The 15,148-nt window shown below is 57.9% G+C and carries 11 protein-coding genes; 3 read left to right on the top strand and 8 right to left on the bottom strand.

Annotated features, from left to right (window positions below; translation table 11 throughout):
* Position 1 precedes the first annotated feature (1 nt).
* Positions 2 to 1,117: a DUF8093 domain-containing protein gene (locus HMPREF3143_RS19440; protein WP_045335858.1), complete on the bottom strand. Its 1,116-nt coding sequence runs from the start codon at positions 1,115 to 1,117 to the stop codon at positions 2 to 4.
* A 389-nt stretch (positions 1,118 to 1,506) separates the two neighbouring features.
* On the opposite strand from HMPREF3143_RS19440, the gene HMPREF3143_RS19445 reads away from it, so the two are divergent.
* Positions 1,507 to 2,046: a DUF2058 domain-containing protein gene (locus tag HMPREF3143_RS19445; protein WP_070534122.1), complete on the top strand. Its 540-nt coding sequence runs from the start codon at positions 1,507 to 1,509 to the stop codon at positions 2,044 to 2,046.
* 7 nt (positions 2,047 to 2,053) lie between these two features.
* Here HMPREF3143_RS19445 and HMPREF3143_RS19450 read toward each other — a convergent pair whose 3' ends face one another.
* Both HMPREF3143_RS19450 and azoR read right to left on the bottom strand, forming a co-directional pair.
* Entirely contained in the window at positions 2,054 to 2,740 is a 687-nt protein-coding gene (locus tag HMPREF3143_RS19450) for an RluA family pseudouridine synthase (RefSeq protein WP_070534123.1), read from the bottom strand.
* Between the two features lie 90 nt (positions 2,741 to 2,830).
* Complete coding sequence (azoR, locus tag HMPREF3143_RS19455) at positions 2,831 to 3,436, bottom strand: FMN-dependent NADH-azoreductase (protein WP_008502313.1); 606 nt, start codon at positions 3,434 to 3,436, stop codon at positions 2,831 to 2,833.
* A gap of 205 nt (positions 3,437 to 3,641) precedes the next feature.
* On the opposite strand from azoR, the gene hrpA reads away from it, so the two are divergent.
* A complete protein-coding gene (gene hrpA / locus HMPREF3143_RS19460) occupies positions 3,642 to 7,544 on the top strand; it encodes an ATP-dependent RNA helicase HrpA (protein ID WP_070534124.1) in 3,903 nt (1,300 codons plus the stop codon).
* An 82-nt stretch (positions 7,545 to 7,626) separates the two neighbouring features.
* On the opposite strand, the gene HMPREF3143_RS19465 is transcribed toward hrpA, so the two are convergent.
* The 5 genes from HMPREF3143_RS19465 to HMPREF3143_RS19485 all read right to left on the bottom strand — a co-directional run bounded on the left by HMPREF3143_RS19465 (position 7,627) and on the right by HMPREF3143_RS19485 (position 13,982).
* Positions 7,627 to 8,286, bottom strand: a complete 660-nt coding sequence (locus tag HMPREF3143_RS19465) for an O-methyltransferase (protein WP_008502311.1) — start codon at positions 8,284 to 8,286, stop codon at positions 7,627 to 7,629.
* Between the two features lie 84 nt (positions 8,287 to 8,370).
* The gene (locus HMPREF3143_RS19470) at positions 8,371 to 9,750 is read right to left on the bottom strand and encodes an efflux transporter outer membrane subunit (RefSeq protein ID WP_070534125.1); all 1,380 of its coding nucleotides are present in this window, start codon (positions 9,748 to 9,750) and stop codon (positions 8,371 to 8,373) included.
* On the bottom strand, positions 9,747 to 10,829 hold the full coding sequence (locus tag HMPREF3143_RS19475; protein WP_070534126.1) for an HlyD family secretion protein: 1,083 nt from the start codon (positions 10,827 to 10,829) through the stop codon (positions 9,747 to 9,749). Before HMPREF3143_RS19475 ends, HMPREF3143_RS19470 begins: the two co-directional genes overlap by 4 nt.
* A 22-nt stretch (positions 10,830 to 10,851) precedes the next feature.
* A complete protein-coding gene (locus tag HMPREF3143_RS19480; protein ID WP_008502308.1) occupies positions 10,852 to 12,504 on the bottom strand; it encodes an MFS transporter in 1,653 nt (550 codons plus the stop codon).
* Positions 12,505 to 12,662: 158 nt separating this feature from the next.
* A complete protein-coding gene (locus HMPREF3143_RS19485) occupies positions 12,663 to 13,982 on the bottom strand; it encodes an MFS transporter (RefSeq protein ID WP_070534179.1) in 1,320 nt (439 codons plus the stop codon).
* 327 nt (positions 13,983 to 14,309) lie between these two features.
* On the opposite strand from HMPREF3143_RS19485, the gene HMPREF3143_RS19490 reads away from it, so the two are divergent.
* A complete protein-coding gene (locus HMPREF3143_RS19490; RefSeq protein WP_070534127.1) occupies positions 14,310 to 15,104 on the top strand; it encodes a YdcF family protein in 795 nt (264 codons plus the stop codon).
* The last annotated feature ends 44 nt before the right edge of the window (positions 15,105 to 15,148 follow it).

The following is a 15,148-nucleotide window of genomic DNA, read 5'->3' on the forward strand; positions in this document are numbered from 1 at the left end:
CTCATTTAACGAATAGGGTTGTCAGGCGAGGAACTAACGCGTCTGTTTCATACATCCAGCCAGTACGCACGATTGCTGTTTCACCGTTGACGCCTAAAATGGGCATTTCGACAGCCATTGTTTGACCGTAACTATTTGCCTGCAAAACTTTTGCTGGGGCCAATAATACGCCGTCCTGAATTCTTGCGGCTAAAACATCTGCATTAGTTGGGTTGTATCCCAGCGCTGACTCAAACACTCGGGCTTTGTGTCCTCCAGTAGGATGTGTTGAATCTAAAGCATAAGCCGCGAGTTTTTTCGGGTCGACAACCGCGTGTTCAGCATTCACTAGTGTGCCGCTCTGAGAGGTGAAACCTTTTACATATGGGCTCTCAAATGCTGGTATTTTACTGAGCCCCGATATTTCATCTATTTCGCTTAAAGGATTTAACCTGCCCATTGTTAATCCTGCCGCAACGGAGGCGCTCGCAATGATTAACCCTTTGTTGTTCATGACTTGCTCATAACCTGCTGGAGCATCTCCGCCAAGCTGCAGCGCGGTTTCATGAAACCCTGTAATATTGCCGTTATAAATACCACCAGCGGCGAGCAGACGACCCACAGCTTTACTGTTCAGCGTTTTCTCCGACGGTGCAGAGGTTGGCGCGTAATAATCATAATGCATCCGTTGAGTAGGAGCGGGCTTCCTGCCTTGCCGATCGGCAATAACGTGCCGGTAGGCACTCAGGATTTCGTCCTTATACCATGCATGCCACGATGAGGAAGTAGGGGTAAAAATTAGCTCGCCGTTATTGTCGATATAAAACGGGTTCCGGTCGCTGCTCCAGCGCCTGGAGGTATCCACACCAACAAGCCAACCAATTTTCAGCTCGTGTTTTACTTCGTCATAAATGGGATCTGCGTCGCTGCGATACCTGCGTTCATACGGTCTTTGATGTGGGGATACGCTATATTTTTTCTTGGGGAGACCAAAAGTAAGACTGTGACCGTTCGCTTCATAAGAGAGATCGTAATAAATACATGCCTCTCTCAGCGAGCCCGCAGGCGTCAGAATATATTGAAAATCTTCAGGGTCTAATCGCCGTGTTAATTCATGTGACCTGTAGAGTCGAAACATATGAAATCCTTATCCTTTATTTTTGTGTGGATTCTCCGCCTCGACAGTTTAAAAATCAACCGATGAACACAGTGAATTTTTAACAATTCAGTGCTGTTCATGAATAGAAGCAGACAAAAAATGTAAATCACAGTCTCCTGAAATGCGCTATGAATATACCAACGCCTGTAGTGGGTACAGATATAAACCTCACATCATATTTATGAACGGCTCATTTTTTAAGAAAATGACCTGGTAATTTTTAACCACTATTCACGCATTACCATTCGTAGAAGCTGCATGAAGAATGAACCAGACTCCGGCAGCAAAACGCCATGCCTGCTTCTCTGGCACACGCTCCGCAATTCCCGCTATAATCCCCAAAATTTCCAACCGGTTTAGAAACAATCATGACAAAACTCACCTTACAAGAGCAGATGCTGAAAGCGGGCCTCGTCAGCAGCAAGAAAGCGGCGAAAGTGCAGCGCACGGCAAAGAAATCACGCGTTCAGGCGCGTGAGGCTCGGGAAGCGGTAGAAGAGAACAAGAAGGCGCAGATCGAGCGTGACAAGCTGCTGAGCGAGCAGCAGAAGCAGGCCGTGCTGGCGAAAGAGTTTAAGGCGCAGGTGAAGCAGCTGATCGAGATGAACCGCATCACCGTCTCAAGGGGCAACATTACCTTTAACTTCACCGACGGTAATCTGATCAAAAAAATCGAGGTGGACAAGCAAACCCAGGCTCAGCTGATCAACGGCCGTCTGGCGATTGCCCGCTTGTTCATCAACGCCAGCGGCGACTGTGAATACGCGATTATCCCGGCGGTAGTGGCCGATAAAATTGCCCAGCGCGATGCCGACAGCATCGTGTTAAACAGCGCGCTTAGTCAGGAAGAGCAGGACGAAGACGATCCGTACGCGGACTTCAAAATCCCTGACGATTTGATGTGGTAAACCACATTCAGAACGGGGCGGCGTGGCGGGCACTAACCGGCTCGCCGCTCGCGGGATGAATAAAATTCAGCTCGCTGGCATGCAGCATCAGCCGGGGCGCGTCTTCAGCGCCCGGCACGTCAAGACCGCCATACAGATCGCAACCCAGAATCGGGTGCCCCAGCTGCTGGCAGTGAATACGCAGCTGATGGGTTCGCCCGGTCTCCGGGATCAGTTTCACCCGCGTTAACGGTAATCCCGCCCCCTGATAAAACCGTTCCACGACCTGGTAGCGGGAGCGGGCGGGTTTACCGGTGTTGGCGCAGATCGACATCAGCGGGAACAGCGCCGGGTCTTTGGCAATCGGGGCGTCAATAACCCCTTCATCATTTTCCACGTGGCCGCAAAGCAGGGCGCTGTAGACTTTCTCCACGCTGCGCTGGCTGAACTGCTGGCACAGTGCCGAGTTGATGGCCTTATTGCGCGCAACCACCATCAGCCCGGACGTGCCAAAATCCAGACGGTGCACCAGCGTGCAGCCCGGGAACGCCTGAACCAGACGATAGTGGACGGAATCGAGGTTTTGCGGATGTTTGCCCGAGAGGCTGAGCAGGCCGGAAGGCTTGTCGATCAGCAGCAGATGTTCATCCTGCCAGAGGATCTGAATGTCATCGTGACACGGTGGGGCAATAAAAGAATCAATGATCGCAGACATCAGGCCGCCCGGCTGGAGAGTGGGAGCGGATGATAACGAAATGCGGGAGAAAAGAAAAACCCTCCCACCGGGCGGTGAGAGGGTGAAGTCTTACGCTGCAACCAGGCTGTCGATGGCGGCTTTCGCGTCGGTCTGCGCTTTGGTCGCCACTTCCGGACCGTAAGCGATACCTTCCGCGAACACGAAGTTCACGTCAGTGATACCGATGAAGCCCAGGAACAGGCTCAGGTACGGCGCAACCAGGTCGGTTGGGGTATCTTTGTGGATACCGCCGCGGCTGGTCAGCACGATAGCGCGTTTGCCTTTTACCAGACCTTCAGGGCCGTTCTCAGTGTAACGGAAGGTTACGCCAGCGCGCGCCACCAGGTCGAAGTAGTTCTTCAGCTGGGTTGGGATGTTGAAGTTGTACATTGGGGCGTTGATGACGATGACGTCATGTGCCTGCAGTTCAGCAATCAGCTCGTCGGACAGGGCCAGCGCTTCCTGCTGACGCGGGCTCAGCGGCGCATCGCTTGGGCGCAGCGCGCCAACCAGCTCGCCATCGAGCACAGGAATGGGGTTTGCAGCCAGGTCACGCACGGTGATTTCGTCAGCAGAATGCTGTTCACGCCACTGTTCAACGAAGTAATCAGACAGCTGACCAGACTGAGAGTACCCTGCCAGAATGCTGGATTTCAAAACTAATACTTTGCTCATGGGTGATTCCTGTTGTTGCATTTGATTGAAGGGGGTTGCCCCGTTGCTTGTTGACACTCTATTCACAATCCTGCCACAGAGATAGCGCAATATATCGAAGCCTATGTTCGAATTTTTTGAATAAGGCACGAAAGGCGTCAGTGTGGTACTCTATAGCAATCATTAAAAAGAGAGTTTATCAGGGCGTGTACTGCCCTTTAACGCTATGACAGAACAACAAAAATTCACCTTCCCGATGCTCCTGCAACAGCTCGATTCTCTGACGCTGCGCGATAAACAGCGCTTCGCCCGCCGTCTGCACGGCGTCAAGAAGGTTAAAAATCCTGATGCTCAACAGGCCATTTACCAGGAGATGGCGAAAGAGATTGAACAGGCGGCAGGGAAGGTTGTGCTGCGCGAAGCTGCGCGCCCGGCGATTACCTACCCGGAAAACCTGCCCGTCAGCCAGAAGAAACTGGACATCCTTGAGGCCGTACGCGACCACCAGGTGGTGATTGTGGCGGGTGAAACCGGTTCGGGGAAAACCACCCAGCTGCCGAAAATCTGTATGGAGCTGGGACGCGGGATCAAAGGCCTGATTGGCCACACCCAGCCGCGTCGTCTGGCGGCGCGCACCGTTGCCAACCGTATTGCCGAAGAGCTGCAGACGGAGCCGGGCGGCTGCATCGGCTACAAGGTCCGTTTCAGCGATCACGTTAGCGACAACACCATGGTCAAACTGATGACCGACGGTATTCTGCTGGCGGAAATCCAGCAGGATCGCCTGTTGATGCAGTATGACACCATCATCATTGACGAAGCGCACGAGCGCAGCCTGAACATCGACTTCCTGCTCGGCTACCTGAAAGAGCTGCTGCCGCGTCGCCCGGATCTGAAAGTGATCATCACCTCCGCGACCATCGATCCGGAGCGCTTCTCGAAGCACTTCAACAATGCGCCGATTATCGAGGTGTCAGGTCGCACGTATCCTGTGGAAGTGCGCTATCGCCCGATTGTGGAAGAGGCGGATGATACCGAGCGCGACCAGCTGCAGGCCATCTTCGATGCCGTTGACGAGCTGGATAACGAAAGCGCGGGCGACATCCTGATCTTCATGAGCGGCGAACGCGAAATCCGCGATACCGCCGACGCGCTCAGCAAGCGCGACCTGCGCCACACCGAGATCCTGCCGCTGTATGCCCGCCTGTCCAACAGCGAACAGAACCGCGTCTTCCAGCCGCACAGCGGACGCCGCATCGTCCTGGCGACCAACGTGGCGGAAACCTCGCTCACCGTGCCGGGCATTAAATACGTGATCGACCCGGGCACGGCGCGCATCAGCCGCTACAGCTACCGCACCAAGGTCCAGCGGCTGCCGATTGAGCCGGTCTCTCAGGCATCGGCCAACCAGCGTAAGGGCCGCTGCGGCCGCGTGTCGGAAGGGATCTGCATTCGTCTCTACTCCGAAGACGATTTCCTGTCGCGCCCGGAGTTTACCGACCCGGAAATTCTGCGCACCAACCTGGCGTCCGTTATCCTGCAGATGACCGCCCTGGGGCTGGGCGACATCGCGGCGTTTCCGTTCGTCGAAGCGCCGGATAAGCGCAACATTCAGGACGGCGTGCGTCTGCTGGAAGAGCTCGGGGCGATTACCACCGACGAGCAGGCGACGGTTTATAAGCTGACGCCGCTGGGCCGCCAGCTCAGCCAGCTCCCGGTCGACCCGCGCCTGGCGCGTATGGTGCTGGAAGCGCAAAAGCACGGCTGCGTGCGCGAGGCGATGATCATTACCTCGGCGCTCTCCATTCAGGATCCGCGCGAGCGTCCGATGGACAAACAGCAGGCCTCGGACGAAAAGCACCGTCGCTTCCACGACAAAGAGTCCGATTTCCTCGCCTTCGTGAACCTGTGGAACTACCTCGGCGAGCAGCAGAAGGCGCTCTCTTCGAACCAGTTCCGCCGCCAGTGCCGGGTGGATTTCCTCAACTACCTGCGCGTGCGCGAGTGGCAGGATATCTATACCCAGCTTCGCCAGGTGGTGAAAGAGCTGGGCATTCCGGTGAACAGCGAACCGGCGGAGTACCGCGAAATCCATATCGCGCTGCTGACCGGCCTGCTGTCCCACATTGGGATGAAGGACGCCGAGAAGCAGGAGTATACCGGCGCGCGCAACGCCCGTTTCGCCATCTTCCCGGGTTCTGGCCTGTTCAAGAAGCCGCCGAAGTGGACCATGGTCGCGGAACTGGTGGAAACCAGCCGCCTGTGGGGACGCATTGCCGCCCGTATCGATCCGGAATGGGTGGAGCCGGTGGCGCAACATCTGCTTAAGCGCTCGTACAGTGAACCGCACTGGGAGCGCGCGCAGGGCGCGGTGATGGCGACCGAAAAAGTGACCGTTTACGGTCTGCCGGTTGTCGCCGCGCGCAAGGTCAACTACAGCCAGATCGATCCGGCGCTCAGCCGCGAGCTGTTTATCCGTCACGCGCTGGTGGAGGGAGACTGGCAGACGCGCCACGCCTTCTTCCGCGAAAACCTGAAGCTGCGCGCGGAAGTGGAGGAACTTGAGCACAAGTCCCGCCGCCGCGACATTCTGGTGGACGATGAAGCGCTGTTCGAGTTTTACGACCAGCGCATCAGCCACGATGTGATTTCCGCCCGCCACTTCGACAGCTGGTGGAAGAAGGCCAGCAAAGAGACGCCGGACCTGCTCAACTTCGAAAAGAGCATGCTGATTAAAGAGGGGGCGGAGTCGGTCAGCAAGCTCGACTACCCGAACTTCTGGCATCAGGGCAACCTCAAGCTGCGGCTGACCTATCAGTTTGAGCCGGGGGCCGACGCGGATGGCGTGACCGTCCACATTCCGCTGCCGCTGTTAAACCAGGTCGACGATAGCGGGTTCGAGTGGAAAATCCCCGGCCTGCGCCGCGAGCTGGTGATTGCGCTGATCAAATCCCTGCCGAAACCGGTGCGCCGCAACTTTGTGCCTGCGCCAAACTACGCGGAAGCGTTTTTGGGCCGCGTCACGCCGCTGGAGCTGCCGCTGCTGGACGCGCTGGAGCGCGAGTTCCGCCGCATGACCGGAACGACCATCGACCGCGACGACTGGAACTGGGATCAGGTGCCCGATCACCTGAAAATCACCTTCCGCGTGGTGGACGATAAAAATAAAAAGCTGCTGGAGGGGCGTTCCCTGAGCGAGCTGAAAGAGGCGCTGAAAGGCAAAGTCCAGGAGACGCTCTCTGCGGTGGCGGACGACGGCATCGAGCAGAGCGGGCTGCACATCTGGAGCTTTGGCCAGCTTTCGGAAAGCTACGAGCAGAAGCGCGGTAACTATAAGGTCAAGGCCTGGCCTGCGCTGGTGGACGAGCGCGACAGCGTGGCGATCAAGCTGTTTGATAACCCGCAGGAACAGCAGCAGATGATGTGGCGCGGGCTGCGTCGCCTGCTGCTGCTCAACATCCCCTCGCCGATCAAGTATCTGCACGAGAAGCTGCCGAACAAGGCCAAGCTGGGGCTCTACTTTAACCCGTACGGCAAGGTGCTGGATCTGATTGACGACTGCATCTCCTGCGGCGTGGACAAACTGATCCACGAGGCGGGCGGCCCGGTCTGGACGGAAGAGGGCTTTGCTCAGCTTCACGAGAAGGTGCGTGCGGAGCTGAACGACACCGTGGTGGAGATTGCCAAACAGGTCGAGCAGATCCTCACCACCGTGTTCAATATCAACAAGCGTCTGAAAGGGCGCGTGGATATGACCATGGCGCTGGGTCTGTCGGACGTGAAGGCGCAGATGGCGGGGCTGGTTTACCGCGGCTTTGTCACCGGCAACGGCTTTAGCCGTCTTGGCGATACGCTGCGCTATCTCCAGGCGATTGAAAAACGGCTGGAGAAGATGGCTATCGACCCGCACCGCGACCGCGCGCAGATGCTGAAAGTGGAGAGCGTGCAGCAGGCGTGGCAGCAGTGGCTGAACAAGCTGCCGCCAGCGCGCCGCGACGATGAAGACGTGCAGGCGATCCGCTGGATGATCGAGGAGCTGCGCGTCAGCTTCTTTGCCCAGCAGCTCGGTACGCCGTATCCGATTTCGGATAAGCGTATTTTGCAGGCGATGGAGCTGATTTCAGGTTAAACCCTTGCCCGGTGGCGCTGCGCTTACCGGGCCTACGAGTGCGAAATGTAGGCCGGGTAAGGCAAAGCCGCCACCCGGCTGGTTATCGTTCTACAATCGCCAGCGTAAACCCATCCCATCCCTTAATCCCCACCGTTTGCAGCGCGGTGGCGGTTAAGCGCGGGTTATCGCCCATCATTTCAATAAAACGCCGCACGCCCAGCACGCGCGCATCGTCGCTTTGGCCGTTAATGACTTCGCCATCACGGACCACGTTATCGCCGATAATTACCGTACCGGGGCGGGAGTAGTGCAGCGCCCATTCCAGATAGCCGGGATTGTTCGGCTTATCGGCATCAATAAAGATCAGGTCGAACGGCGGAACCTCGCCGAAATTCTCCAGCGAGCTCAGCGCCGGGCCTTCAATTAATTCAATGCGTTCGTTTAACCCCGCAAGCTGAATATTCTCGCGCGCAACGCGGGCATGCGTGGGATCGGCCTCAAGCGTAATCAGCTTACCGTCCGGGGGCAGCGCGCGCGCCATCCAGATTGAGCTGTAGGCACCCAGCGTCCCGATCTCAAGAATGCGTCTTGCCTGCGTCATGCGCACGAACAGCGCCAGGAGCTGCCCCTGATTGGCCGCTACGTCGTGCTCGGGGAGCCCGGCGCGTTTGTTGTTTTCCAGAACCTGATTCAGTACGTCATCGTCAGGAATAAGCGAAGAAATCATGAAATTATCAACTGCAGACCACTGTTGTTGCATAGATTGTCTCCTGAGGGGGAATCGCCGGGCGGCGGCTGCGCCTTACCCGGCCTACGTCACGAAATCCAGGCCCGTTAAGCGCCTTCAGACATTGGCCCAGCCGCCGCCCAGCGCTTTATACAAATCAATCTGCGCCAGCAGCAGGTTATTTTTCACCTGCACGACGCTGGTCTGGACCGAGAACAGCGTGCGCTGCGCGTCCAGTACGTCCAGATAGGAGGAGTAGCCGTTGCGATAGCGATTCTGCGCAATGCGCAGCGTCTCCTGGGCCACATCCTGCTGGGCAAGCAGCTCCGTCAGCTGTTCCTGATAGCGACTTATCGCATCAAGGCTGTTGTTCACTTCGGCAAACGCGTTACGCACGGTTTTTTCATAAGCGTACAGCGCCTGGTTACGCTGGGACTGAGAAATATCCACCTGCGCATTCAGCGCCTGGCGGTTCAGCAGCGGGGCGAGAATACTGCCTCCGACGCTCCAGAGCTGAAGCGGGTTGTCCAGCAGGCCGGAAAGGGTGCGATCCTGAACCGATCCTGTCGCGGTCAGGTTGATCGACGGCAGCAGGCTGGCGCGCGACGCCGCGAGCGAGGCATCCGCCGCCACCAGCTGGCGTTCGGCCTGGACGATATCCGGCCTGCGGTTCAGCAGCGTAGAAGGCAGCTGCGACGGCAGCGTTAGCGGCGTCAGCGCCGCAAAGCTTTCACTGCGCGCCACGTCGCCCGGGTTGCTTCCCAGCAGCAGGCTGAGGGCATTCTCCTGCTGTGCAATCTGGTGCTGCAGCACGGGCACCTGCGCCCGCGTTGAGCGAAGTTCGGAATCCGACTGCATCAGCTCCAGGCGCGAGCTGTAGCCCGTCTCAAACTGACGCTTCGCAAGGTTAAACGCCTCTTCGCGCGATTTCAGCGTGGACTCGGTCACCCTCAGCTGCTCGTCAAGCGAGAGCAGGGTGACATACCCGGATGCCACAGACGAGGCGACGGTCAAATCCGCGGCCGCGGCGGCGGCTTTTTGCGCCGCCAGCGAGGCTTCGGCAGCGCGCGAGGTGCTGCGGTTGACGCCCCAGATATCCACGTCATAGCTTGCCGTCAGGCTCCCTTTGTACAATGTGCCGTAAACCGGCAGACCGGTCGCAGCGGATTGTGAACGGGCGCGCGTCCCGGTTACGCCCGCGTCGAGGGAGGGAAACAGGCTGCCGTCGGCCGTATAGACCCGCGCCTGATACTCGTTTATCCGTTCGCGGGCGATCAGCACGTCGCTGTTATGCTGTAGCGCCTGATCCACATAGCGGTTCAGGTGGTTGTCATGGAAATTACGCCACCAGAGCTGCTCCGTCGGGCTGGCAGGGCCGGAGACGGTGCGCCACTGGGTGGGGATGTGCAGCGTCGGCTGCGCCGGTTTGACGTCAACGGACTGGCATCCGGCCAGCATGACCGCCGCCACCAGCGCGGCTATCGGGCGAAGGATCATTGCTTCGCCTCCCGCGTATCAATGGTCACCTGCACCGACATACCCGGACGCAGCAGCGCGGCGTCCTCTGGCTTACCGAGCACCTCAATGCGCACCGGAATACGCTGGGCAATTTTGACAAAGTTCCCGGTGGCGTTATCCGGCGTGATGGCGCTGAACTCCACGCCGGTCGCCGGGGAGATGCTCTCCACGCGGCCCTGATACGCTTTGTTGTTCAGGGCATCGACGGTGAACTTCACCGGCTGGCCGACGCGCAGCTCCGCGAGCTGGGTCTCTTTAATGTTGGCGATGACCCAGTGCTGCGGCGGCACCAGGGTGGTGAGATGGGTTCCGGCGGTCACGTAGGCCCCGAGACGCACGGCGATCTGGCCGAGCTGGCCGTCACGCGGCGCCACAATGCGGGTGTTTTGCAGGTCAATCTGCGCCAGCTCCAGCGCCGCTTTGGCGTTTTCAACATCCGCTTCCAGCGCACCGCGATTGACAATCACCGTCTGCAGATCCTGACGCGACATCTCAAGGGCGGCTTTCGCCTGGTCGATGTCGGCGCTACCCTGAGCGGCACTGGCCAGCGCGGCGTCGCGCTCGCGAATGGAAAGCGAGCCTTCCGCCGTCAGCTCTTTCACCCGTTTTAAATCCGCCTGGCTTTTCAGGCTCTGGGCGCGGGCATTTTTCAGCGCGGCGTCATTTTTGGCGATCGTTGCTTCGGCGCTTTTACGCTGCTGCAGGTTGTTATTCAGGGCGGCAATTTTCATCGCCAGCTGCGCCTCTGCCTGATGCACCCGCTGACGATAGATACGGTCATCGATCTGCAGCAGCAGGTCGCCTTTTTTCACCTGCACAAAGTCCTGAACCTTCACCTCGGTGATATAGCCGTTCACCTGCGGGCTGATAAACGTCGTCTGGCCGCGCACGTAGGCGTTATCGGTAAACTGCGCGTGACGGGTGAACGGCGGCAGTTGCCACGCATAAAGGATCACCAGCACGCCGACAATACCGATGGCGGCGGCGGTGAAAACGGAAACAATGCGCACATTTTTGCGGGTGTTGGCCTGCTCTTTGGCGGCATCCTGCTGACTCATAAACTCTCCAGAACTCTTTCAATTATTTGTTGCCGGTGGCGTTCTTCAGCGCCAGACGGGCAGTGATGCGCAGGCGCAGCAAGCGCCATAAAATCCAGACCAGCGTGGCGGCAGCGATGCTCGCCGTCAGCAGATAAGTATCGTTATAAGCCAGAATATTCGCCTCCAGCGCGGTGACCGTTTGCAGCTGCGTTATCGCCTGGGTGCCCAGCAGCGCGCTGTCGCCAATCAGGCTTTTGTACATTTGGGTATAAAGCTGAATTCGCTCGTTGACCAGTGGGTTGAGCGTGGTGAGCTGGTCCGCCAGCAGGCTGGAGTGGTATTTCTCGCGCCAGGTCTGGAAGGTGCCGAGGATCGCAGAGCCCAGCAGGCCACCGAGGTTCTGGCTCATGCCAAACATCACCGAGAAGCTGACCAGGTTACGCGGGTCGGCGATCACCCCGCCAATGGCGGCCAGCATAGCGGGTGCCAGGAAGAAGGCGCTGCCGAAGCCCAGCAGGAACTGGCTTACCATCAGCTGATCCGGACGGGTCAGGTTGTTGGACTGGCTGTCCAGCAGCGAGGCAACAATCATCAGCGCCAGAGACGTGATGATTGGCCACGCCAGTTTCGTCGGCTTGATGGTGAGACAGCTGGTGACAATCCCGCAGACGATCCCGGCGAAAATGGACCACGCCAGATGCGTCATCTGCTCGTTCTGTAAGCCCACGTACTGCAGCCAGCCGATGACGCCGGTGTTTTGCTCTGCCAGCACGATACGGATCAGCAGCATAATCAGCCCCAGGCGGACGATGCTGCCGCTCGACAGCCAGCGGGTGTTCAGCAGCGGGTTGCTGCGGTTATGTTCAAAGACGATGGCTGCGACAATCAGCACCAGCGATAGCGCCAGCGACCAGCCGATCCACGGCGCTTCGAACCACCAGTCAAGGCGGCCCAGAGAGAGGACGGCACAGAGCAGGGCCATCCCGGGAGCCAGTAAAAAGAAGGTGATAAAGTCTTTTTTCTCAAAGACCTTGCGCCGGTCGCCCGGCGGTAATTTTAAGGCGATGACGCAGGCCAGGGAGATCAGCGCCAGTCCCAGCTCGAAGAAATAGAGCCCGCGCCACTCGTCCAGCTGCAGCAGCTCGGTTGAAAACAGGCGCGCCAGCGGGATGGCGAGTGACGATCCGGTGATGCCGATGGTCAGCGCCTTCAGGCGGTGCTTCGCAGGCCAGGCCTGGATCTGATAGTAAATCCCCAGCGAGCTGAGCGCGGCGGCCACCATGCCGTGCGCGGCGCGCACCATCAGCGCCGAGCTGAGATCGTTAACGAACAGGTGGAAAAAGGTGACCAGCACGTACAGCACCAGAAAACCTTCCGTAAAGGCGCGCAGGCCATACTGCTGGCGGAATTTAACCAGCAGCAGGTTGATGGAGATGTTGGTCATCACATAAACCGCGGGCAGCCAGGCGATTTCGGTTGACCAGGCGCCGAAGGTCCCCTGCAAATTTTGCAGGTTGGCGGTTACCACCGCATTCCCCAGCGCGCCCGTCAGGCAGACCAGCAGGCCCACGACGCCATAGGCAATGCGTTTTGGCGTACTGTGTTCGGGCGTGGAGGGCGAACCCAGCAGGGCGGGTTTCTCATGTGGCTGCCACTCGCGAGGAGCATAAGGGTCGCGTTCGGGCAGGCGCATAACGTCGTTTACCTTAGAAATGATTGAATAATTAGCGGGCTAGCGATTCTACGACTCCCGCAAATGATAATTCAAGTGAATATGATTTACGCATGTTAATCAAATGGTGAAGGGAAATTTAAGGAAAAAGAGCGGCCCGCAGGACGGGCCGGGAAGGGTCAGAGACGTTCGGGCTGCGCCTGGATGAGAGTGGCGCGCTTAACGCGGTTGGCGCAGAAAATCGCGATTAAAGAAATGGTCACCGTGACGGCAAGATACCAGGCCACCGGCACCCAGTCGCCGTCGTATTTTGCCAGCAGGCCGGTGGCAATCAACGGCGCGGTACCGCCAGCCAGCGCGGCACCCAGCTGATAGCCGAGCGTAATGCCGGTGTAGCGCACGTTTGCGCTAAAGATTTCAGAGCACAGCGTGCCGAGTACCGCCGTGACAGGGGCCCACAACACGCCAAAGGCGATGACCGTCGCGAGCACGATACCCCACGTGGTGCCGGTATTGAGCAGCATAAACCACGGTACGATAAACAGGCCCAGCACGAAGACGCTGATTGCGTACATGCGCTGACGGCCTACCTTATCGGAGAGTAGCCCCATTAGCGGGATCATAATGGTCGCCACCAGGGCTCCCAGCGTCACGGCTTCCAGCGCCTGCGATTTCTGATACGTCAGCGTGCTGGTGGCATAGCTCACCACGAAGGTCGAGAAAATATAGAACGGCGCGGTTTCAACCACCTTCAAACCGGCGGCAATCAACACTTCACGCCAGTGATGTTTCAGCGTATCGCGCAGCGGGGCCTTCGCTACCTGACCGGACGCTTTCACTTTCTGAAAATCGGGCGTTTCGTCAATATCTTTGCGGATCCACAGGCCGAGCAACACCAGCACCGAGCTCAGCAGAAACGGGATGCGCCAGCCCCAGGAGAGAAAATCCGCCTCGCTGAACAGGGTCATCAGCGACACGATAAAGGTTGCCATCAGCATGCCGATGGTGACGCCCGCCTGCGGAATACTGCCGAAGAAGCCTTTACGTTTTTCTGGCGCGTATTCATAGGCCAGCAGCAGCGCGCCGCCCCATTCACCGCCGATGCCCATCCCCTGAATGATGCGCATCAGGATCAGCAGCGCAGGCGCCCAGAGGCCAATCATCTCATACGTGGGCAGCAGGCCAATCATAACGGTTGCACCTCCCATCAAAGAGAGGGTCAGCACGAGGGTTTTTTTCCGTCCGATGCGGTCGCCGATGTGGGCGAAAAGTACCCCGCCGATGGGGCGAATAAAGAAGGTTAATGAGAAAGAGAGATAAGAGAGGATGAGTCCGATCACCGGATCGACCATCGGGAAAAAGATCTTATTGAAGACCAGCGCGGCCGCCGTACCGTAGAGAAAATAGTCAAACCATTCAATGGCGCTCCCGGTAAGGCTGGCGATTAACACCTTTTTATTTTTACGTAACACCGTCGTCGTACTTTCATGTTCTGTCATGACCTGAAACCCCGCCACGTTGATGATGAGAGAGGTGTCACCTGGCGCGCTTCAGGTGCAACCTGTGATGATAAAAAAGGTTGTGAAATTGTTAAGCAACTTAGGGTTGGATGTTGTCTTTGGCAAGCGCAGGGGGGATAAAACTGGTCAGATCACGGCGAAATAAGCAGCGTTGGGTGCTTTTTCATGACGCCTGCACAATACAATGTTTTGTAGAGCTGGAAATCAAAAGCATAATAGGCAGGTGCAACCCGATGATTTTTGGATGTTTCTGGTTATTTCAGAAAAATGATAAATTCGGCGCTTCAACAACGTGAGGAGTTCACCATGGTTCAGCCCCATTTTCCCGTTCTGGCGGATGCCACGCTGGCGGCCTTCAATACTGTCGGTGCATGGCTGGCGCAGGACGACCTGAGCGCGACCCGTCCGAGCCCGGAAGTCGATGCGGTGATTCTGGCCGGAAACGCGGTGATCCCAACCATTGACGCGGCCTGCCGTATTGCCGCCCAGAGAGATGTACCGCTTCTGATCAGCGGCGGCATCGGCCATTCGACCCGCTTTTTATATACCGCCATTGGCAATCATCCGCGTTACCACACCGTACCGGTCACCGGGCGGGCCGAAGCGAGCATTCTTGCCGACATTGCGCGGGCGTTCTGGCAGATCCCCGAGGCGCGTCTGTGGGTTGAGGATCGCTCCACCAACTGCGGTGAAAACGCGCGCTTTAGCTGGAACATGCTGAAACAGCATCATCGAACGACCGGGCGGGTGCTGGTGGTGCAGGATCCGACGATGCAGCGCCGCACGATGGCGACGTTTGCCCGCGTGTGTCGTGATGAGCCCGATTCACCGCAGTGGGTCAGCCATCCGGGGTTTACGCCGACGCTGCAAAACGGTAACGAGGGCGTGGAATTCAGCGAGGACCACACCGGGCTGTGGCCCGTTGACCGTTACCTTTCACTGGTTATGGGGGAGCTGCCGCGCCTGTATGACGACGCTAACGGCTATGGCCCGGCCGGGCGGGATTATATTGCTCACGTTGAATTCCCCGAGGCCGTCATGGCCGCGTGGAAACAGCTACAGCAGGATCCTGTCCTGAAGGGCGCACGTAAAATAATTTAGGCACGGAACAATCCCCTCGCCCCTTTGGGGAGAGGGTTAGGGTG

It is taken from the genome of Enterobacter sp. HMSC16D10 (genome assembly GCF_001807145.1).
In the GTDB taxonomy this organism is placed as follows: domain Bacteria; phylum Pseudomonadota; class Gammaproteobacteria; order Enterobacterales; family Enterobacteriaceae; genus Enterobacter; species Enterobacter roggenkampii.

What these genes read in the sequence shown, in the direction of transcription:
- HMPREF3143_RS19440 (WP_045335858.1), bottom strand. Translation starts at nt 1,117, where the DNA reads ATGTTTCGACTCTACAGGTCACATGAATTAACACGGCGATTAGACCCT.
- HMPREF3143_RS19445 (WP_070534122.1), top strand. Translation starts at nt 1,507, where the DNA reads ATGACAAAACTCACCTTACAAGAGCAGATGCTGAAAGCGGGCCTCGTC.
- HMPREF3143_RS19450 (WP_070534123.1), bottom strand. Translation starts at nt 2,740, where the DNA reads ATGTCTGCGATCATTGATTCTTTTATTGCCCCACCGTGTCACGATGAC.
- azoR (WP_008502313.1), bottom strand. Translation starts at nt 3,436, where the DNA reads ATGAGCAAAGTATTAGTTTTGAAATCCAGCATTCTGGCAGGGTACTCT.
- hrpA (WP_070534124.1), top strand. Translation starts at nt 3,642, where the DNA reads ATGACAGAACAACAAAAATTCACCTTCCCGATGCTCCTGCAACAGCTC.
- HMPREF3143_RS19465 (WP_008502311.1), bottom strand. Translation starts at nt 8,286, where the DNA reads ATGCAACAACAGTGGTCTGCAGTTGATAATTTCATGATTTCTTCGCTT.
- HMPREF3143_RS19470 (WP_070534125.1), bottom strand. Translation starts at nt 9,750, where the DNA reads ATGATCCTTCGCCCGATAGCCGCGCTGGTGGCGGCGGTCATGCTGGCC.
- HMPREF3143_RS19475 (WP_070534126.1), bottom strand. Translation starts at nt 10,829, where the DNA reads ATGAGTCAGCAGGATGCCGCCAAAGAGCAGGCCAACACCCGCAAAAAT.
- HMPREF3143_RS19480 (WP_008502308.1), bottom strand. Translation starts at nt 12,504, where the DNA reads ATGCGCCTGCCCGAACGCGACCCTTATGCTCCTCGCGAGTGGCAGCCA.
- HMPREF3143_RS19485 (WP_070534179.1), bottom strand. Translation starts at nt 13,982, where the DNA reads ATGACAGAACATGAAAGTACGACGACGGTGTTACGTAAAAATAAAAAG.
- HMPREF3143_RS19490 (WP_070534127.1), top strand. Translation starts at nt 14,310, where the DNA reads ATGGTTCAGCCCCATTTTCCCGTTCTGGCGGATGCCACGCTGGCGGCC.